Consider the following 21,943-nt stretch of genomic DNA (forward strand, 5'->3'; position numbering starts at 1 on the left):
TCCTAAAACATTAAATAATTTCTAGGATTACAGTTAATATTATCAAAATTAAGTAATTTAAAAAGGAAAACACTAGCTTAAATATTCTTTTTTTAAGTTTGTTTTTTGATATTTTATTTGTGTGTAAGAAAAGAAAGCTGAATTTTCATTTTACAAGTCAAAAACACATCTTCATAAAAAAATTAGAGCAAAAAACAATACTGTCTTTTACTCTAATTTAAAAATGATTCTTCATTTTAGAAATAATTTAAACATCTTTTTATCTTCCAAAATCATCCTGCAAGCGTACAATATCTTCTTCATCAGAAGGATTATTAGAATCTGTATGTTGCCAAATTTCAGCTACAATTCCCCATGAATCCAAACCAATCAAACGATGACGTTCCCCTTTATCCATTTGTATAAAAGCCCCCTGATTAAGCTGTTGTAGTTCTCCTTCCTCATCACTAGCACTTGTTTTTACTCCAACCGAACCCGAAAGAATTGTCCAAATTTCAGCCCTTCTAAAATGATACTGCCAGGACAAACGCTTATTAGGTGCAACAACCAAAATCTTCGGACTCAATTTATTGGTAATCTGAATTTCAGACATTTCAAGATGCGGAAAAAATTTGGCTGCAAAAGCTTGTGCCTGCTTTTCATCAATTACAAAAAAACCTCCCCAAGGACGGCTTTGATCCTGTTGGACTATAGTAAAATTTTCATCTTTCAGGAAAGAAGCAATCTGTTCAAAAACTGTATCTTTTTCTAATTCGTTAGATAAATTAAATTCCATTCTATTCTTTGTTTTCGTTTAGTGTTTATACATCAATATTAAAAGGGATAAAATTATTCATTTAAAACAGACTAACCGTTCTGAACTATACTGAGTTCAGAAAATATTAAAAAATGACTGATGGCACACATAACATTTACAGTAATAAAAAAGGGAGAATAAACTTAGTTCATTCTCCCTTTTTATTACTTCGGCAATTTCTCCTCCTTATTCTCCTTTAGTTTTGGAGAACCAAAATAGAAGTACAAACTGCGTTTAATTGGTTTATGAATTGAATTCAATTCACTATTAGGGCCAAATCCTCTAACATTTGAATCATTAACTCCCATTTTTGATCCTATAGGTGGAATTCCATCAAGGAAAGAAATATCTCCAACTGGTAACTTAGGGTGAGGCTTATTAGCATTGATGCCATAAAAATCAAATAAACGCACAAACATGTCTTCGTCAGAAGAAGCAACGGTAAACTTCCCTTCCAATGTACTCAATTCCATCCAGACTATTTCAGAAAAATAACCTTTAAACTCCGGGTAAATCCATGGTGCAGTTCCTGTTTGAGTATTGTTATAACGATTTTCATAAACATCGAAAGTAACTCCCTCTAAACGGTTTTTCCACACACGACTAGGCCCTTTACCCAACCATTTAGCCCCCATAACCAATCCTTCCGGATAACTAAAAGTGATTCCTGCAAAAGGAAATTCTCCATCGAGCGTATATTGATAATCCATTTCCAACCATCCTGTAGGTTGCATTTTCCAACGCACATAATTCAGGTTCCCTGTATAGCTTGCTTCAATTACATAAGCTTCTCCTTCTTTAAAGTGTTTTAATCCTGTAAAGCTGGATGTACCACTTACCAAAACAGGTCCGTCTTTGAATGAAATTGCCGAACCATTATCATTCTTAACCCCTGACAATTCACCCGTTTTTTCATCAAAACTTACTGAAATAGCATTAGCTGTCAATGTCAAAATGTTTCTTTCTTCCTTAACTGCAACCGTTTTTGGGGCTTCTGCTGTTAAAATAGGTTTTAATAAATCTGCATTCGATTTTATCTTCCAAACCCAACGGTATATTTCTTCTTTATCAGGCCCATAAGCGCTTAAAGCCAGAGCATCGCTGTTTTTCCAATCAGCCGGAAGCTCCAGTTTTAAAACTCCTTTAGCAACAGCTGCAATATTTGGTCCAACAAAATTTCCTTTTTTTACAATTGTATGCCCTGTTTCATCCTCCTGTTTCCCATTAAAATTGATTAATTCCCACTGGAAGTTACACTCATTTAAATTGGTAAAATGATAACAGTTTTCTACCGGAATTTCTCCTTTAAAACCTTCAGGCAATTCCTTAAGCGTGATATGAACCGGCGAATAAATCTCTTTAATTACATTAAAACTACCTTCTTTTTCTCTGTGAGGCCCTACAATTCCGTCGGCGGCGTTATTCCCATTTACATCAATCATATTGTTTAAATCGGTTCGCATGATACCTTCATCGGCAAAATCCCAGATGAAACCTCCCGCCCCTTTTTTGGAATTCCAATGCAATTCCCACATATCCGCTAAACCGGCTCCGGCACCACCGTCTTGCATGGCATGTAAAAACTCGGTTGGCATATAAATATTGGCATCTGCAACAAGCTTTTGAGTACTGTAATAATCTTCATAATGATTACAATCGATACCATTAATGGCATTTCCAGGTTTATGGTGTGCATGGATTACGGTACGATTGGATAAATCGTATTTTCCAAAATCATCATCAAAATCAAAATTATGTCCACCTTCGTTTCCATTACTCCAGAAAATAATTGAAGGATGATTTGCATCACGAACAACCATTTCTTTCACTAAAGGCTCGCCAACTTTAGTGCTGTACGCTTTTTGCCAACCAGCCAATTCGTCTATTACATAAAGTCCCAAGGAATCACAAACTCTAAGGAAGTTTTTATCCGGAGGATAATGCGAACAACGCACCGCATTCATGTTCATTTCCTTAATCAATTTCACGTCAATTAAATCGGCTTCAGGATAAGTGGCACGCCCATACTCAGGCCAAAACACGTGTCTATTAACTCCTTTAATTTTTATTTTGGTACCATTCAAATAAATTCCATCCTCTTTTCGAACTTCAATAGTTCTGAATCCAAACTTATCTGAAGTTTCATAAATTTTGTCGGTACCTTTTTTAAGGGAAACTTTTACACTATATAAATTAGGACTTTCAGCCGACCAAAGTTTTGGTTTCTTAACTGTAGTTTTAAGATTAATAACTGAATCTGTCGCAGTGGTTTTGGCGGTTGTAGTTCCTACTACTGAACCTTTGGCATCCATAATTTCGGCAAGAACATCGTATCCATCTAATTTGTTGTTCAAATGAACATTCATATTGAAAGAACCTGTTGCCTTAGCATCAATAGAAGTCCAGGCGATGTTTTCTTTTGGCAAAGCTTCTAGATATACCGGTCTAAAAATCCCTCCAAAAATCCAGAAATCAGCCAAACGTTCTGCTCCATTTACCGATTTATCAGCAGACATTTTGCTTACCAACACTTCCAATAAATTCTTTTGACCCAATTTTAATTTATCTTCAATATTGTATTTAAATCGATAAAAAGATCCCTGATGCACAGCTCCAACTAACTTTCCGTTAATTTTCACTTCGGTATCGGTCATTGAACCTTCAAAAACAACATTTACTTCCTTATTGATCCATGAAGCTGGAACCTCAAATTCATATTTGTAAAATCCTTTTTCATCATGGTAGTGGAAATTTTTTCCATTGGTAACATTATCTCTTCCATAATTGTAACCTCCAAAACCTTGTTGTTCCCAATGCCCCGGCACCTGAATAGTAGTCCATTTACCGCTATTGCAACCAGCAGTTACCCAAAAGTCCCAGGTTTTAGTATGTTTTACATCGGTTCCTGAGAGGTACTGAATTTCTTTTTTTACCGGAGATTGTGTCTGCCCATTCATCACTAAAAAAAAGCAAAGAGACAAGGCATATAATATGTTTTTTAATTTCATTTTTATCTAATTAGCATCTGTTTTATTTCGTTTTTGAAGCATCTGAAAACTTTGCAAGTTGACCATTTATAGTTACATTTTGCAGTTCCATATTTTTAACGTGATTGACTTTAAAAGACTTTTTTACTCCTTTAAAATTACAGTTCACAATTTTTAAATTGGTCACAGGAGATTCTGCATAAGCATCGACAAAAACAGCGTATTCACCTCCTTTTTCAACATTCATGTTCTCAATCCAAATATTTCTGATTACAGGCATAAAATTTCCTGGATTTTCATAAAACATGTTGAAATGAATCGCCGATTCGCCATAACTTCCTACGCTAATATCTTTTAAAAATATGTTTTCGATAATACCACCACGAGAGGATGAAGTTTTAACACGCAGTACTCTATCCAGATTTTTACTGTCCATTTTACAGTTAATAGCGTAAATATTTTTAGCTCCTCCTGCAATTTCACTACCAATTACAATTCCGCCATGCCCATTTTTCATTTCACAACCTTCAATAATGTGGTTCTCGGCAGGTTTCTTGTTTCCTCTACCATCCTCATCACGTCCTGATTTAATTGCGATACAGTCATCACCGGTATTTAAATAACAATCTTTAATGAGTACATTTTTACAGGCATCAGGATCGCAACCGTCAGTATTAGGTCCTTCTGAATCTATTCTGACCTTTTCTATGGTAATATTTTCACACATTACCGGACTTAAAAACCACATTGGCGAATCGATTAAGGTAACACCAGAAATCAATAGATTTTTACAGTTATAAGGCTGAATCATATAAGGTCTTAAATAATGACCTTCCCCAAAAACACGTTTTCTGGGATCTACATTTTTTTTCATCATTAGATGCAAACTATCTCTAGCCAGCAATTGATTAGGTATGCCTTCTTTCCATCCGTATTGTTTACGACCTTTCCACGGCCACCAATGTTTTTTATCGGCATTCCCATTAATGGTTCCACTGCCCGTAATGGCAATATTTTTTTCATTATAAGCATAGATTTGTGGCGAATAATTCATGCAATCCATTCCTTCCCAACGAGTCAATACAATAGGGTAATCTTTTGGATTTTGAGAAAAAAGAATTGTTGAACCCACTTTCAAATGAAGGTTTACGTTGCTCTTCAAGTAAATAGGTCCCGTAAGGAAATTTCCCGAAGGAACAACTACTTTACCTCCTCCAGCGGCATTACAAGCTTCGATTGCCTTTTTAAAAGCCTCCGTATTCATTGTTACACCATCAGCTTTAGCCCCAAAATCTATAATATTAAATTCCTGATTTTTAAATTTAGGCGCTATAATTAGCTTGCGAATCTGCTCCATTTCCTTTAAAGGCTGGCTCGAAGAAGTCCACACTTTTGGTTCTTCCTTGGCTGTTAATGCTAACAGCAAAACAGCCAGAGCAAGCAATGGAAGTTTTACCGTGAATAGTTTTTTTAAGTTCATCTTATTCAGCTTAGTTTTTATAAAATTAATCTATTCTTATTTAATATCAATTCGGCTTAAAGCCAAGCCTGTATCTAAAATATAAACACGAATTTTAGCCGCTCCTTTTTTTTCAATTTTAAGCGGAATTTGTTTTTCAAAATAACCTCTTACCACGCTGGCAGACCAATTCTTGTCTTCTTTTGAATTATCCGTATCTATAAACTGCGGTGTTTGCTCATTAACTACAATAGCAAGATTTAGATTTCGTTCCTTATTGATTGCCTTATTAGGAAGTGTTTTTAGCGACAATTGGTATTGGCCGGCTTTTAAATTCACGTTATATTCCACATAAGGAGCTTTAGCATAATCACTAGTTGCAAATGATTTTCCAGTAAAAGGATAACGGGAAATGCTTTTTCCGTCTAAACCTAAACCTTGTACCGTAATAATTTTTTCAGAAGGAATTTCTTGTTTGCTTTTAAAATCGGAAGCATTTATAGAAACTAATTTAAATGTACTTGCAGCATCAATAGGAGTCAGGTTAAGATACCTTTTGTCATACTCTTGTGGTTTTCGAAGTGATTCACTTAAAATTTCAGGATTTGCAATTTTAGGCATCCCATAAGTAGCAAGATTTCTTGGAGCATGAGTAATAATACCATCCCATTTTCCATTTTCAATTTCTTTATTATAGTGATGCGTTAAATCGATAATTTGTTCTAAAGCGTTTTTCGATTTTTGCGAATATTCCAAAGCCAACTTTCCATCGGTTGCTGGCACTTCCAGACTCATTTGAGCATAGAAGAATTTCTGATTCATCAGTGCAGCTCCTTTTACAGGATATTCCATCAATTGGAAAAAAGCATCCTGAAGCAATTTTGGAACACGACTTTTTACCGTGTTTACTTTTTCAATCAGATTTGCGTAAGCTGCTAATCTTTTTGTTTTAGATTCATTGTCAAATTGCAAAATCCCCATGTGTTCGGGTTTTCCACTTTGCGCTAATTGATAGTATTCATTTTTAATTGAAGCTATTTCGGGAGCTAAGGCTGCACCAAAAGTTTTTTCTGCCCAATATCGAGCATATTGCGTTGCATTTTCCGGAGTCCATTTTTTAGTGTCCCAAGCCATATCCAAAAAGAATTCTATCTCCATTTCGGCGGGTTTAATATCGCCCACATTGACTACCCAAAATTTATCGGCTCCAAATTGATAGGCTTTTGTCATTTCATAAGCCATCAAAGAAGGGGAATTTGAAGATAACCAAGTATAGTCATGTGGTCCACCCAAATAAGAAAGGTGGTAATAAATTCCACTGGAGCCACTTCGTTTTTGTTCTGAAGGATTTGATAACTGTCGAATATAACCGTAATTGTCATCTGTCCAAACCAAAGTTACATCATCAGGCACTTTTAAACCAGCAGTATATAAACTCAAAACCTCTTTATACGGACAGAAAATTTGAAGTGCATTCGTATCTGCACCAAAATATTTTTTAAATATTTTTCTTTGATCGGTCATTATGGTGTCTAACAAAGCTATTTTACCTTCTTTAGTTGTTGGCCCCACAATACTTCCATCGCGTACCCCTCTCATACCAATGGTGTACATGGATTCATAGTTTTTGGCAGCATTAACACGATCGTCCCAATATTTAGTTACTTCTGCTTTATTGGTGTCATAACGGTATTCATTTGGTTTATGACCGTATTCTTTTTCATAATTCTTTTGCCATTCAAATGTATTACTACGTAACATCATGTCACAATGGGTCGAACCTATTACAATACCATATCGGTCAGCCACTACAGGATTTTGTGGATAATACCAGAATGCTTTCGTCTCATCATGCATGGCAGGCCAAATTAAGTTGGCTCTCAATCGAAGTAATAATTCAAAAACTTTGGCATAGGTTTTAGGTCCAATATCCTTGATGTCCTTGTCCATATTTTTGGCAGCCCAGGGATTTAAACCCCAATCCTCGTCATTGATAAAAATCCCTCTGTATTTAACCGAAGGTTCTTTTTGTACCAATGTTCCCGGTAAAACATACAATGATTTTCTTGGCGTTGGTTTCACATCAGCCCACCAAACCCAAGGAGAAACGCCCGCCTGTTTCGAAATTTCAAACAAACCATAAGCTGTTCCTCTTCGGTCGCTACCTGCAACAACTAATGCTTGCTTGACACCGGCAATAGGAGCGTTAATAGTTGTAATAGTATAGGATTCCCATTTATTTTTAACAGAAGAAACATCCAATTTCCCGGATTTAATTAACTCATCAATAAGTTGAGACTTTCCAATGGTTCCTGCTATTATCAGGTATTCTTCATTAGTGCTTTTATTTACAACTTGAGGCGTAACACCGCTGATGAGTCCAATATCCGAAGCAAGGGCATTGGCAACAATAGTAACTACCTCAGCATCGTCTTTATCTGTAAGTATCGAAGGAACAATCCCTTTTTCGACTAATGGAAAAGCATCTGCTTTAGCTTGTGGAACTATCGTTAATTTATTTTGAGCCTGTACTTCAGAACATCCAATAATAAAGAACAAGACGATAGTAATTTGAAATACTAATTTTCGATTCATATTTTCTTTTTAAAACCTATTTATAAAACTTTTCAGTATACTTTTTTACAAATCTTTTGCCCATTTCCCTTTGACTTTCACCATCAAAATGAACTTTATCTCCTTTGTCTTTCAAATCGGAAGTTTCAACTATGTCGGCATATTTGTCTTCTTGAATATATTTATAATTGGCTTTATTTATTTCAACCCACAATTCAGGTTCTTTTGAAAAAGAGCCTATTTCGCCAATTAATATTGGTAATTTTTCATTGCCAATGTCTTTTCTAAAAGAAGCGAACAGGGTTTTTAGATTTTGGTCGCGATTTGAGATTCCATCTTTATTAGCATCTGATTCTCCCTGATGCCACAATACTGCTTTTATAGTTCCATATCGTTTACCTAATTCCAATTTTTCTTTAAAGTTTGAATACAGATTAATTTTTCTGTGAGGTAAATCTTTGATCCATTTCTCAATTGGACTACCTCCCACTGCAGTTGGCAGCAATAGTATAACTACATCTTTGGGAATACTTTTCAACAATTCATTTGCAAAAGACATTCCACAATCTAACCCTCTATAATCTGGAGTACTAAAATGAATTGGCTCTTTGGCAAGAACCAATTCATTATTACTATTTATAGTTAAAATTCTATTATTAGCAATGGTGTCCTGAGGTTCAACTAAACCACGTCCTTCCATATTCGATTGACCAGCCATCATAAAAACCCATACCTTCGATTTATTGGGAATAGTAACAACTTTTTCTTCCTTGTGCGGAAAATTCTTGGTTCTTTCTTCATTTGTTTTTTGAGCAAATGCAAAAAAACAATTTAGGAACAACAATAACAGACTGTATTTTTTAAAGCTTATTTTCATCATTTTTATTTTAAAAAATTAATTTCCATCTGGTTTTACCACTTCTTTAAGCGGACTTAAAGGCCAATAAAAATCTTCAAAAGCTCCCGGTTTTGCAGGATCTATTTCAGGTACAGTAGCTAAAATTGAATTGGCTAATTTTAAACGATTATCTCTAATTCCTTTAACAACTAATTTAGCAATCTCATAAGCTCCATAAGGTCTAAAGTGCGTATTGTCTGCTAATGGTTTGTCTTTACCTGGAAACATATTACCCGGAAAATGAACGAATGCTTTAATAGATTCTTTTTCGCCCAAAGCTTCATACATGGTTTTTGACATGGCATTCAAATCAATCATGGCAAGATTTTGTTCTTTTGCTGTTACTCTAACTGCTTCAGGATATTCACCTAAAGTTTCAACAATCTTACCATTCTCATCAAACTTTCTTCTTTGAACAGAAGTTACCAACACAGGAATTCCTCCTTTTTTCTTTATTTCCTCTATTACAGCTTCAAGCTGTTTTTTGTAGTTTTTAAATGCTCCATCATTTTCTCCTTTTTGTTTTTGGTCATTGTGCCCAAATTCTACAAAAACATAATCACCGGCTTTCAACAAACTATACACTTTATCAAATCGGTGCTGGGCAATCGAACTACTCAAAGTTTCACCTGACTCAGCATAATTAGCAACTGCAATTTCACCTGACTTAAAAAATGCAGGAATCATTTGCCCCCAAGAAGCCCATGGCTCATTAGACTGGTCTACCACTGTAGAATCTCCTGTTAGAAAAACTGTAGTAACCGAACTGTTTTCAGGATAAATTTCAATAGCATTTACCTTTGGGCTTGAACCATTAAACTCTAACGTTAGCTTATCATCCCATTGATAATTATCTTTTTCTCTTGGCTTAAGACTTACTTTTTTATATTTTCCACCTCTAATGATACTGTCACGAATATGAAGCGTAAACTCAACAACCTTGTGTTTTCCATTTTCTGTTTGTAATCTATTGACCATCATTCGACGATTCTCGGCTCTGATTACCGTTTCTGAAGCTGCCAAATCATCTCCTAATGTTACTTTAACATGATAGTTCCCCTCCGGTAACTTAACCGAAAAATAAAAAGGCTTGTCTGATGTAAGATAGCCATCAGTCAAAGGCTGTTTTCCTTCTTTTGAATTAGCTGTTGCTGTCGTTGCAAAATCAATTCCATACCCCTTTTCAGGAGTATATGTTGTTTCCGGTACTACTTTGACGTAACCAGCCTCGGTTTTTCCTTTTCCAAAATCGAACTTAAAGCTAATGGAGTCTTCTTTCCCCCTAGTCTTTTTTTGTGCAAAGGTTAAAGTTGAAGTTGCAAAAAATAATGTGGTAATAAAAAATAGAAATAACTGTTTTATCATCAAATTGAATTTAAAAATTGGTTCATTAAATAGTATTTGGTTCATCATCACAAATCTGTTTGTCTGTTCTCGAAATGAGTAATTACAAACTGTACTTTGATTTAATACGAAATTAGCATAAATAAGCCTTTGTAAAATCGGCTGAATGATTCCAAAAATCAGCCAAATGATACATTTTATTTGTTTAAAAAAATGCAATTGATTAATTTACAAAACATTACTAATTCCAACGGATTAAAATCCGTCGCTACAAAATAAACCGTTCCTCATTCCAACGGATTGAAATCAGTCGCTACAAAATAAACCGTTCCTACGGAACTATAATCGATATTACATAAAAGAGCCGTAGGCTCGGAACATATTATAGCAACGGATTTTAATCTGTTGATCCCAACGAAGCATAAAAAAGAGTTCCGTAGGAACGATTCATATAAAATTGATTTTATAACGAAGTCAAATTATTAGATAATCTTGAACCGTTTTTTTTAAGAAAGCTATTTTTTCCCTTGCTGGCTGTATTTTTTTGGTGTAAGCCCAAACTGTTTCTGAAACACACGACCAAAACTTGTCGAATCGGTGTAACCTACCATAAAGGCAATTTCACCCACAGCAAACTTTCCTTCCAGAAGCATTTCGGCAGCTTTGTTTAAGCGGATAGTAGTAATAAATTCCTGTGCAGACTGGTTAGTAAGCGCCTTGATTTTTCGGTAAAGCTGTGTACGCCCCAAAAACATTTCAGAAGCCAGCCATTCGACATCAAAATTTTCATTGGAAAGATTGGCGTCGATCAAAGCTGTGGCTTTACTTAAAAAGGCTTTATCTGCAGCATTAGTTCCCAACACAAGTGGGTTGAAACCTGTTGTTTTATTAAATAATTCCCGAAGTTTTCGTCTCGATTCGATAAGATTTTTAATGCGAACAAGTAACATAGCCGAACTAAAAGGTTTCGAAATATAAGCATCTGCCCCCGTTTCATAACCTTCCATTTGATATTGTTCCGATTGCTGAGCCGTAAGCAATATTACAGGAATGTGACTGGTTTTCTCATTAGTTTTTAGTTTTCGACAAAGATCCAAACCGTTAAGTTCAGGCATCATAATGTCGCTGATAATTAAATCAGGAATGGTATCCAAAGCCATTGCTAAACCTTGCAGGCCGTTTGCCGCTTCAATGACTTTATAATCCCCGCTTAAATTCATCCGGATATAATTTCGGATTTCGTCATTATCCTCCACCACCAAAACAATGGCAGCGTCTGATTGGGATTTCTTTTCTTCAGTTTCCAAAATCACTTCTTCAGCATCTTCCCTTGATTGAAAATCTACAATGCTTTCTGTTGATTCCAAATTTGGGTTTGTTGCTGTAAGATTAGCCAATGTTACCGTAAAACAGGTTTCTTTATAAGGTACACTGCTAACCGTAATGTTCCCTTTGTGTAACATTACAAGCTCTTTGGTAAGTGATAAACCTACACCAGTCCCGACAATATCAGCTCTATCGTTATCCTCAACCTGATAAAAGGATTCAAAAATCTTGTCCAGTTTTTCAGCAGGAATTCCCATACCATTATCTGTTACTGATAGTATAATGTGTTCCTGATTTTCTGCAGAAGCACTTAAACTGATGACAATTCCTCCTCCCTCGGAAGTAAACTTGAAGGCATTGGAAATCAGGTTGTAGAGTATTTTTTCTAGACCGTCAGCATCAAAACCAAATTGTAGTTCGTTAAGATCTGTTTCCAGTCGGTAATCAATATTCTTTTGCTGTGCCTGAAACTCAAAAGCCGCCATTACATTGCGAACAAAAGCTACAATGTCTCCCTTATGTACTTTTAGGTTTAGATTTCCAGATTCTAATTTTCGGAAATCTAAAAATTGATTAATTAAAACGAGTAATCGTGCTGCATTTCGATGCATCACACCATAATATTCCTTTGCCTTATCGTTGGATAATTTTCCTGACAATAGCGATTCCAACGGATCAATAATCAGGGTTAAAGGCGTACGGAATTCGTGGGAAACATTCGTAAAAAAACGGGATTTCAATGCGTCCAATTCTTGTGCTTTTTCTGCTTTCAAACTTTCAATCAATATCCTGCGGTTATACTCTTGTTTCGCCTTAAAAATACGGTACAAAAAGTATCCAATCGCTCCCAATACTATTAAATAAAAAGAATAAGCCCACCAAGTTCTCCACCAGGGCGGCAATACCATAATTTGGAGTGTTCTCGGTTTTAGATTCCAAACCCCGTCACTATTGGCTGCTTTTACCTTGAACGTATAAGTTCCCGATGGAAGATTGGCATAGGTAGCAATCCTTCTTGAGGCATCGGTATAAATCCAGTCTTTATCCAGTCCTTCCAGTTGATAAGCATATCGACTTTTTGACGGACTGGAATAATCCAATGCTGCAAATTCTATTGAAAAACTTTTATCCTCATAACCTAAAGTAATCGTTTTGGTCAGATTCAAAGCTTGAGATAAAATAACTTCTCCATTGATTTCTTCCCCGATTTTTACTGTTTTGTTTAAAACCTCGAAATCTGTTAATGCCACTGTAGGTGGATTAAGATTGTCGATAATTTCCTCTGGGCGAAATGAAACAAAACCATCTATCCCCCCAAAAAACAATTCTCCGGTACTGGGTTCGATACATCCCGAGCCATCCATGAACTCATAATCCTGATGACTTCCCCTGACTGAATAATTCCGAATTTGATTCGTTCTCGTATTGAGCTTTGACAAACCTTTTTTGTGTCCAATCCAAATATTTCCCTGTCTGTCAGACAAAACTTTTGCAATATATTGATCAGAAAGTCCATCTGCAGTAGTGTATAATTTTACGTTTTGCGTTTTGGGATTGATTTTACAAAGCCCATTTGCCGTTCCCGCCCAAATATTTCCCTGCACATCTTCGGCAACCGAGTACACCCGCTCATCGGGAAGTTTAGGATTAATACCGTCTTCTCTATAAGCAATAGTATCTGTCCATTGCTGCGTTCGGGGATTGCGTTTTAATTCAATAAGTCCCGAATATTCGCTGCCTATCCACAAATTCTTTTTCGAATCAAAAAACAGGCAACCTGCGGCCGAACTTGTAAAATATTTTTGAAGGGATTGCTTTTCAAACTTATTGGTCTGTTTATCATATCTTAAAATGCCGTTATAAGTCCCAAACCAAAGAAAATGGTCAACCGGATCTTCAGCAATTGCGAAAAAACGATTCACTTGCGAACTACTTCCTTCCTTTTCCCTGAAATAGTTTATTATTTTTTTACTTCGAATATCATATTTATCCAATCCTGAACGATTCCCAATCCAGATATCGCCATGACTGTCTTTAAAAATCGATCGAATACTTTTACCCGAAAGTTCATTAACAAAATAGGTTTCTGCTTTAGTTTTACGGTTGATGAATAGTAAACCATTATCATGGGTTCCCAACCAAATTCCGTTTTTATCAGCCAACATTGTTCGAATTGGCGTATTCACAGCACTTTTATGTTTTAAAGCTGAAAAACTATGAAATTTTTTCGCATTCAGGTCGGCCTTATTCACGCCACCCGTAGCTGTTCCAAGCCATAAAATTTTCGAATCATCAAGATAAACACAGTTTACGTTATTATCGTTGAGTCCGCCTTCACTATTGGCATTCGTTTGAAATACAATATGTTCTTTTGTTTGTGATGGCTCGAATGAACCAATATGCGACTTCAAAAAATTGGTATATTTTTTAAATACCAATAAACTGCGCAGTCGGTTAGTAGAATCGCGAATCATCTGTGGTACCTGATTTACTTTAAATCGGGTAAAGTTGTCGGTTTTGTAATTATAGCGACAGATAAAGGAATTAAAAGTTTCAATCCACAAAATACCTTTAGCATCCTTGTATATATAATGGATTCTGTTATTGCCTATGGATGTAGTATCTCCGGGAATGGTTTGGTACAATTTGAATTTATTCCCATCATAACGGCAAAGCCCGTTCCAGGTGCCGAACCACATAAAGCCATATTTATCCTTAACAATTGTTCTTACGGTACTCTGAGGCAAACCGTCTTTTACGGTAAGGTATTCAAAATTCAGCTTCTGTCCTACAGCATATTCTCCCGAAAACAGGAGTATCAGAAAAAGAACTATTTTAAAAAATACACGCATATAAAGCAAATGATAAGCATTAATTAAGAACACTAATTAATCGGTAAACTTAGTAAAAAACCCTCAAAACTTATCATCGACTATTCAAAAGCTGCAATGCAATCGACGCTGCTAAAGTATAATCCATAAATTCCACTTTTTATCCCTACCATGTTGGTCGCATTGGCATTTTTTGTAATTTAACCAGCACGAATCAGTATTGGCTACAACTTATTAAATCAACATTTCAGGCTCTATTTTTCTATTTCATCAAACTATAGAGCCAATGAAATAATATTTAGATGCTACAATAAATTATTTTCTTATGAACTCTTCTGACCTAAAAAAACTGCAAGCTCCTCTAAAAGAACAATATCAAACAGATCCTGATTCTGCAATCATAACCTTAAAAGCACAGGGAAATATTGGTGAAGGAATCTCCTGTAAAGTTGAAACAGGCCGTGCTCTTGTTGAAGCCGGTTTACATCCTGCAACCGGAGGGAATGGGATTCTGGCCTGCTCTGGCGATATGCTACTGGAAGCCCTTGTTGCCTGCGCTGGTGTTACTATATCGGCCGTTGCGATAGCCATAGGAATCGAAATAAAAAGCGGTTCTATTCATGCAGAAGGCGATTTGGATTTTAAAGGAACACTGGGCGTTTCAAAAGATGTTCCTGTTGGTTTTAAAACAATAAGATTAAATTTCAAAATCGATTCGAATGCAACTCCCGAACAAATGGAGAGTCTCAAAAAACTTACTGAACGCTATTGTGTGGTATACCAAACCATTACTAATGGCACCAACATTCAAACCAATTACAACTAAAAAATTCAACTACATTTCAGTCAAAAATCTTTCAAAATATAATGAACTTCAAACAACTTCTGATTCTCTTTTTCTCCATTTCAATTCATGCCCAAAATACCGACAACAAAGAATTCGACATTCTGAACCAATCAAAACAATGGCAGTTACAATTTCAGGATAATGGAACAAAAGACTGGCAAACGAAATGGTTTCTGGACGGACTCGAAGCTAACATCAAAAATACCAAAGCAGGAATGATCTTTAATACAGGAACCACCGCAGGAACTGATGCCGGTCATGCTGTATTATGGACTAAGGAATCCTTTAAAGGAAATGTGAAAATGGAATTCAACTTTTGCCGAAAAGATTCCGCTACCAAATGGGCTATTATTTTATACCTTCAGGCAACAGGTACAGGCATAGCTCCTTATGTTGAAGATATTTCAAAGTGGAATAATTTAAGAGAAATTCCGGCTATGAAAACTTATTTTACTAATATGAAAGCCCTGCATATCAGCTATTCTTCCTTTGAAAACGACAATAACGACAGCGAAAAAGATTACATCAGAGTTCGCCAATATCCTGTAGTTAAAGGACAAAACTTTAATACTACAACCGAAATCCCTAATGCTTTTTTTGAAACCGGACTTTTCAAAACGGATGAAACCTATAAAATTACAGTTATCAAAACCTATGAAAAGTTATTCTTTAAAGTGGTTGGGAAAAACAGTTCCAAACTTTTTTCCTGGAATCTAAAAAATCATCCTAAACTTTTTGAAGGTAGAATTGGCTTAAGACAAATGGCAACACGCTCAGCCTTGTATAAAGATATTTCGATTTACACGATGAAATAATTAAATTCCTGCTTCTTTTAATTTGTCGGCGAGTCTTTTATTTTCTTCTTCTAGTTTTGCAATATAATCTTGCTGCGGTTGCAGGGCAATTTTAATTTCGGCAGCCGTATAGCGAGGTGTAATATGTTGTGGACAGTTCCAATCATAGGCTTCAATATGAAAAACCATCATCCTTTCTGGGCGAAATTTATAATTTTCTAAATCAAGAGTTGCTAGTAATTCGGGATTATCTTTGAGTTCTATAATTTCGGTTTTGGCATATATTTTCAATCTGGATTGTGTAGGATAATCGACCATTATTAAAGCAACATTATTGTTTGTTGCTATATTCCCAACCGTTATGTATTGCTTATTTCCTGTAAAATCAATAAATCCAATTCGGTGCTCATCTAAAACTTTCACAAAACCTTTTGGGCCTCCACGATGCTGAACGTAGGGAAAATTATTGGCTCCAAAAGAAGCCAAATAAAAACTATCCCGATTAGCAATAAACCTCATTTCATTTTCTGACAAACCATCAATAACGTTGAGCTTCTCCATCCGTTCGTAGCTATTACGGCTGCCATGTTCCGTTTGTAAAGCTTTTACAGCATCAGTAAAAGCAATTTGATGAAAATTTTGAGCCATCTTAAATTATTTAAATTTTCTGTCTTTTTCCTCGATTGCTAAATCATTAATACTAGCAAAACGTTTCTGCATCAAGCCATTTTCGTCAAATTCCCAATTTTCATTTCCATAAGCACGAAACCATTTTCCTTCGCTATTTTGGAATTCATATTCAAAACGAACTGCTATTTTATTTTCCAGAAAAGCCCATAACTCTTTTTTTAGTTTATAATGCTTTTCTTCTTGCCATTTCTTTGTTAGAAACGCCTCTACTTCTTGCCTTCCATTGATAAAACTACTCCTATTACGCCATTCGGTATCAATTGTGTAGGCTTTAGCAACACGCACTGGATCTTGACTGTTCCAGGCATCTTCAGCCATTTGAACTTTTTGCAAAGCAGTTTCTAAAGTAAATGGTGGCAGCGGAAATCTTTTTTCTTCAGTATTCATATAATTGTATTTTATCTTATAAATGTAAATAAAAATGTTTAGCCATTTGAAACAGACTTTGATCTTGCAAATTGATTGTCATTATTTTACTTAGCAAAGATAAGACACAACTAAAACAGATAAATTGGATAATAAACGTAAGTTCATGGACAATTTTCCCACGTAAAAATTCGTCGTTTACCCTGACAATTAAGTGAGAAAATTACACTTTATAATTAAAAAGGCTTAGATTTGTAATTACTATTTACTAACCTTTTTTTTATTATGAACCATAAAATTACTGCATTGTACCAACAATGCTTTCTGGCATTGCTGCTCTTATTAGGCACAACGACCTTTGCTCAAAAAATGGAGCAATTTTTCCCTTCCAAAGATTTAACCTCCGTGGGGGTATATTATTATCCTGAACATTGGGATCCTGCACAATGGGAGCGCGATTTCCAAAACATGGAAAAAATGGGATTTGAGTTTACTCATTTTGGGGAATTTGCCTGGGCGCAACTCGAACCCGAAGAAGGAAAATATGATTTCAAATGGCTCGATAAATCCTTAGAACTGGCTAAAAAATACCATCTCAAAGTAATTCTTTGTACTTCAACCGCCACACCTCCGGTTTGGTTGGTTCGCAAGCATCCTGATGTTTTAGCAACTATGGAAGACGGTACTAAAATGGATCATGGTACACGCCAGCATGCCACATTCTCCAGCAACTATTATCGTTCTTATTCGATGAAAATGATTGCCGAATTAGCCAAAAGATATGGTAATGATAAAAATGTAATTGGCTGGCAAGTAGATAATGAACCACGCCGTTTCCTGGATTATGGACAAGATGCGCCGCAACGATTCCGCAATTGGCTGAAAGAAAAATACAAAACTATCGATGTTCTTAACGAAGCCTGGGGAAACAATTTCTGGAGCGGAACTTACAGCAGCTTTGACGAAATTAATATTCCGAAACATGCTATTTGGGGAATGAACTTGCATTCGCAATTAGATCACTATCGTTTTGCAGATGATGAAACCGCTACTTTCCTGGACGAACAGGCTAAAGAAATCCGTAAATATTCGAATCCAAATCAATGGGTCACTTCTAATTACATTCCGATGTACGATGTGGGTTATGTTGGAGCCAGTAAAGAACTGGACTTTGTTTCTTACACCCGCTATATGGTTTATGGCGGCGATTTAGGCATTGGGCCTAAAGGCTATCGCGTAGGCGATTACTCCCGTATTGCTATGGCAAATGATTTTTTCCGTCCTATGAAAGGAGCTTATGGTGTCATGGAACTACAGCCTGGACAGGTAAACTGGGGAAGCATTAATCCTCAGCCCCTACCGGGAGCGATACGCATGTGGTTATGGCATGTTTTTGCCGGCGGAAGTAAATTTACCTGTACCTATCGTTTTCGTGCGCCTTTGTACGGCTATGAACAATACCACTACGGAATTGTAGGCACCGATGGAGTTACCCCAACTCCAGGCGGACTGGAATTCAGCCAGTTTATCAAAGACATCAATACGTTGCGAAAAAAACAAAATCCTAAAGCCCAGTTACCTAAGGAATATTTGCAACGCAAAACCGGAATTCTATTCAATAGCGATAACGTGATGGGAATTGATTTGAATAAACAAACCAACCAATGGAATACCTTTAATCATTTTACAAAATATTACAAAGCTGTCAAATCTTTTGGTGCTCCGGTGGATTTTGTTCGTGATACGACTGATTTTACAAAATACCCTGTATTAGTTGTTCCTGCCTACCAAATGATCGATCAGCAAATGATTGATAAATTGACTGCTTATGCTCAAAACGGAGGAAACTTGGTATTGAGCTGTCGCTCGGGAATTCAAAATAGAAAAGGGCATCTTTGGGAAGCTAAATTCTATGAACCGATGTGGAAATTAATTGGCTCCGAAATAGAATCTTATGATTTATTGATGCCACAATCACCGGACAAAATTAAATTCAACAATCAGGATTTTGAATGGACATCCTGGGGCGATTTATTAAAACCAAACAAGGGAACCGATATCTGGGGAACTTTCCAGGGCGATTTCTATGCCGGAACTCCCGCTGTAATTTCGCGTAAATTAGGTAAAGGAACCGTAACTTACATTGGTGTTGATTCTAAAAAAGGAGATTTAGAGAAACAAGTTTTGACCAAATTATACCAACAACAAAATATCCCGATTGAAAATTATCCGGAAGGAATAATGGTAGAATACCGCGATGGTTTTGGGATTGCAGTAAACTATTCAGATAAAATATATGAAATGAAACTTCCCGCAAATGCTGAAATTATCATTGGAACAAAATCCATGAAAACCGCTGATGTGTTAGTTTGGAAACAGTAAAATTATGGCACGCAGATTAAACGGATTTTTTATTGATTAATCTTAAAATATCAATTGGAACGGGCTTTAGCCCGTTTAAAAATTAAAGCTTCCAAAAGGCTTTAGCTAAAATCTAAATCAAGATTTGGCTAAAGCTTTTTTTGTAAGATTTATTTATACATTAGCAAAAAATAAACGCTGACGTTTATCAGACAAAGCCACCCAAATACAGGTGTATAAGTCTGACAACGTCAGTAGTTATATACAAGCTAGCTGTGATTTTACCGAAACTCTGTTCCAAACCTCACAGAAAAACAATTTGAACTTTACAGAAAAACAATATCATTAAAGCTGTTTTAATTTTGTCAAATAATTTTAAAATATAATAAAAATGGCAAAGACAGTAATTATCACAGGTGGAACAACAGGTATTGGCAAAGCAACAGCTCTACATTTTGCAAAAAATGGATACAATGTTGTTATTACAAGTAGAAATGCGAACAAAGAAACGGAAGTTTTGGAAGAATTTAAAAAAGAAGGTGCAGAGGTAACTTTCTTTCCTTTAGATGTAACGCGTGAAGAACAAGTTAAAAACGTAATTGACAAAACGGTTGAAAAATTTGGAAAATTAGATTCTATCGTAAACAATTCAGGAGTTTCTTTAGGAAATGCTTTATTGGCTGATACAGAATCGGACGAACTGAAACAAATGCTGGAAACTAATGTAATGGGTGTTTATTACGGAATGAAACACGCCATTAATGCAATGTTGAAAACAGGTGGCGGAACTATCGTAAACCTTGCTTCCATAGCAGGTTTGAATGGATTAGTAAGCACGGCTCAATACAACGCTTCTAAACACGCCGTTGTTGGTTTAACCAAAGGTGGTGCATTGGATTACGCTACCAAAAATATTCGTATAAATGCAGTTGCACCAGGAGCAATTAAAACCGATATTTTGAAAAATGCAATTGCTTCGGGAACTTATGATGTTTCGGGAATTGAAGCATTGCACCCAATGAAACGTTTAGGTGAACCGGAAGATATTGCAAAAGGAATTTTCTTTTTGGCTTCAGACGAAAATCCTTTTATGACGGGAACTGTATTGAGTATTGACGGTGGCTATAATGCAAAATAATCAAAATAAATAAATCCCTAAATTGGCTGTCTAAAAAGAGACAGCCTTTTCTATTTAAAAAATTAATAAAAATGGATATAATGCAAAACACTATAAATTGGTATAACGGAGAAATATTTGAGGGAAAATTTATCCTCGGATTTGGATTTTTCTTAATCTTAACGGCTTTACTATTTTACTTTTTAGGGAATACGCCAACCGCAAAAGCATTGCTGATTCCAATGTTGGTTATAGGTATATTTTTTTCTATAACAGGTGCAAATATGATTCGTTCCAACGGAAAACAAAAGCAAGAAATTGCGAAAAAATATGAGCAAAACCCAAAAGAATTTATAAATGCCGAAATTAAACGTGTAGATGATTTTCAATATTTATACCCAATGTCTATCGCTATTAGTTTGGCTTGTTTTCTCATAGCCATTGCCCTGCTTTATCTTACACAAAATGTCCATTTAAAAGCAATCGCCATTTCATTAATCTTATTTGGGATGGCTTTTGCGGTAATCGATTATTTTTCAAAAGAAAGAGCGACAATTTATTACGAACAATTAAAATCATAATTCTGAAATAATGATTGAAGATAGAATCCGAATTAATATTTTGTTTTCTTGCACATCGCAAGAGAAAAAAAATTTTGATCCTTTTGTTCAAGACCACGCTTTAGTCTGTGTTCTAAACGGAAAAATGATAATTAACGACGGCATAGAAACCTTTCAGTATAACAAAGGCGATATTGGTTTTGTATCAAAAAATCAATTAGTAAAAACCCAAAAAATCCCTCAAGACAATAAACCCTTTATGAGTATCAGCATTTTTTTACCCAAAGAAACGTTGTATAATTATTCAAAAGAACACCATATTTTACCAAAAGGAAATTATTTAGGAAAACCTAATTTTATATTTCAACCCGACCCATTTTTAAAAGGTTTTTTCAATTCTATGCTTCCTTATTTTGAAAATCAAGAGGCACTCACCAATAATTTAGCGACTATTAAAACTTTTGAGATTATTGAACTTTTGCTTCGGTATACCACAATTCAAAATTTACTTTTCAATTTTGAAGACGATTTTAAAATTGACTTGGAAGCGTATATGAACAAAAATTATATGCACAATATTCCGTTGGCGCAATTTGCAAAACTCACAGGTAGGAGTATTTCAACATTTAAAAGAGATTTCCAAGAAATTTTCAATCAAACCCCTAACAAATGGCTTATCAAAAAGCGATTAGATTTAGCCCACTTTTTAATATCAAAACAAGGCAAAAAGCCCAATGAAATTTATGACGATGTAGGTTTTATAAATTTCTCTCATTTTTCAAGAAGTTTCAAAGCAGAATTTGGAATAAACCCTTCAGAAATAGAAAAAAACCACAGCTAACAAGGGTTTTGCAATAGTGGGGCGAAACTGCAAAGTTCAACGGTAGTTCTTCGGTTCAACTTTTGTGCAAAATTGAAGATTTGTGCTTCGATTGCCCCACCATCGCAAAGCCCCGAAACGTTAGCATTTTTAAATTATTTCTGTTGTAATCA

At 35.6% G+C, this 21,943-nt stretch carries 15 protein-coding genes; 6 read left to right on the forward strand and 9 right to left on the reverse strand.

Annotated features, from left to right (window positions below):
- Nucleotides 1-259: 259 nt before the first annotated feature.
- The 7 genes from EOD40_RS16425 to EOD40_RS16455 form a co-directional block, all read right to left on the reverse strand.
- Nucleotides 260-775 (reverse strand): cupin domain-containing protein, encoded by a 516-nt coding sequence (locus EOD40_RS16425; protein ID WP_128197384.1) that lies wholly within the window; start codon nt 773-775, stop codon nt 260-262.
- A 185-nt stretch (nt 776-960) separates the two neighbouring features.
- A complete protein-coding gene (locus EOD40_RS16430) occupies nt 961-3,804 on the reverse strand; it encodes a glycoside hydrolase family 2 protein (RefSeq protein ID WP_128197386.1) in 2,844 nt (947 codons plus the stop codon).
- 22 nt (nt 3,805-3,826) lie between these two features.
- The gene (locus EOD40_RS16435; protein WP_128197388.1) at nt 3,827-5,263 is read right to left on the reverse strand and encodes a glycoside hydrolase family 28 protein; all 1,437 of its coding nucleotides are present in this window, start codon (nt 5,261-5,263) and stop codon (nt 3,827-3,829) included.
- A gap of 36 nt (nt 5,264-5,299) precedes the next feature.
- Nucleotides 5,300-7,837, reverse strand: coding sequence for a glycosyl hydrolase 115 family protein (locus EOD40_RS16440; protein WP_128197390.1), 2,538 nt, complete (start codon nt 7,835-7,837; stop codon nt 5,300-5,302).
- A 16-nt stretch (nt 7,838-7,853) separates the two neighbouring features.
- Nucleotides 7,854-8,696, reverse strand: coding sequence for a sialate O-acetylesterase (locus EOD40_RS16445; RefSeq protein WP_196781461.1), 843 nt, complete (start codon nt 8,694-8,696; stop codon nt 7,854-7,856).
- Nucleotides 8,697-8,711: 15 nt separating this feature from the next.
- Nucleotides 8,712-10,079, reverse strand: coding sequence for a rhamnogalacturonan acetylesterase (locus EOD40_RS16450; protein ID WP_196781462.1), 1,368 nt, complete (start codon nt 10,077-10,079; stop codon nt 8,712-8,714).
- Between the two features lie 494 nt (nt 10,080-10,573).
- Entirely contained in the window at nt 10,574-14,236 is a 3,663-nt protein-coding gene (locus EOD40_RS16455; RefSeq protein WP_128197392.1) for a hybrid sensor histidine kinase/response regulator transcription factor, read from the reverse strand.
- Between the two features lie 304 nt (nt 14,237-14,540).
- On the opposite strand from EOD40_RS16455, the gene EOD40_RS16460 reads away from it, so the two are divergent.
- A complete protein-coding gene (locus tag EOD40_RS16460) occupies nt 14,541-15,041 on the forward strand; it encodes an OsmC family protein (RefSeq protein ID WP_128197394.1) in 501 nt (166 codons plus the stop codon).
- 41 nt (nt 15,042-15,082) lie between these two features.
- Entirely contained in the window at nt 15,083-15,877 is a 795-nt protein-coding gene (locus tag EOD40_RS16465; protein ID WP_128197396.1) for a DUF1961 family protein, read from the forward strand.
- On the opposite strand, the gene EOD40_RS16470 is transcribed toward EOD40_RS16465, so the two are convergent.
- Together EOD40_RS16470 and EOD40_RS16475 are read right to left on the reverse strand one after the other, a co-directional pair.
- On the reverse strand, nt 15,878-16,504 hold the full coding sequence (locus tag EOD40_RS16470; protein WP_128197398.1) for a pyridoxamine 5'-phosphate oxidase family protein: 627 nt from the start codon (nt 16,502-16,504) through the stop codon (nt 15,878-15,880).
- Nucleotides 16,505-16,510: 6 nt separating this feature from the next.
- Nucleotides 16,511-16,933 carry a nuclear transport factor 2 family protein gene (locus EOD40_RS16475; protein ID WP_128197400.1) on the reverse strand — a complete coding sequence of 141 codons (423 nt, stop codon included), beginning with the start codon at nt 16,931-16,933 and terminating at the stop codon, nt 16,511-16,513.
- 264 nt (nt 16,934-17,197) lie between these two features.
- On the opposite strand from EOD40_RS16475, the gene EOD40_RS16480 reads away from it, so the two are divergent.
- The 4 genes from EOD40_RS16480 to EOD40_RS16495 all read left to right on the forward strand — a co-directional run bounded on the left by EOD40_RS16480 (nt 17,198) and on the right by EOD40_RS16495 (nt 21,791).
- Entirely contained in the window at nt 17,198-19,294 is a 2,097-nt protein-coding gene (locus EOD40_RS16480; RefSeq protein WP_128197401.1) for a beta-galactosidase, read from the forward strand.
- Nucleotides 19,295-19,664: 370 nt separating this feature from the next.
- Nucleotides 19,665-20,411, forward strand: coding sequence for an SDR family NAD(P)-dependent oxidoreductase (locus EOD40_RS16485; protein WP_111409092.1), 747 nt, complete (start codon nt 19,665-19,667; stop codon nt 20,409-20,411).
- Nucleotides 20,412-20,491: 80 nt separating this feature from the next.
- Nucleotides 20,492-20,971, forward strand: a complete 480-nt coding sequence (locus tag EOD40_RS16490; protein ID WP_164905498.1) for a manganese efflux pump — start codon at nt 20,492-20,494, stop codon at nt 20,969-20,971.
- 10 nt (nt 20,972-20,981) lie between these two features.
- Nucleotides 20,982-21,791 (forward strand): helix-turn-helix domain-containing protein, encoded by an 810-nt coding sequence (locus tag EOD40_RS16495; RefSeq protein WP_128197403.1) that lies wholly within the window; start codon nt 20,982-20,984, stop codon nt 21,789-21,791.
- Nucleotides 21,792-21,943 lie beyond the last annotated feature (152 nt).

Source organism: Flavobacterium sufflavum (genome assembly GCF_004016525.1).
In the GTDB taxonomy this organism is placed as follows: Bacteria; Bacteroidota; Bacteroidia; order Flavobacteriales; family Flavobacteriaceae; genus Flavobacterium; species Flavobacterium sufflavum.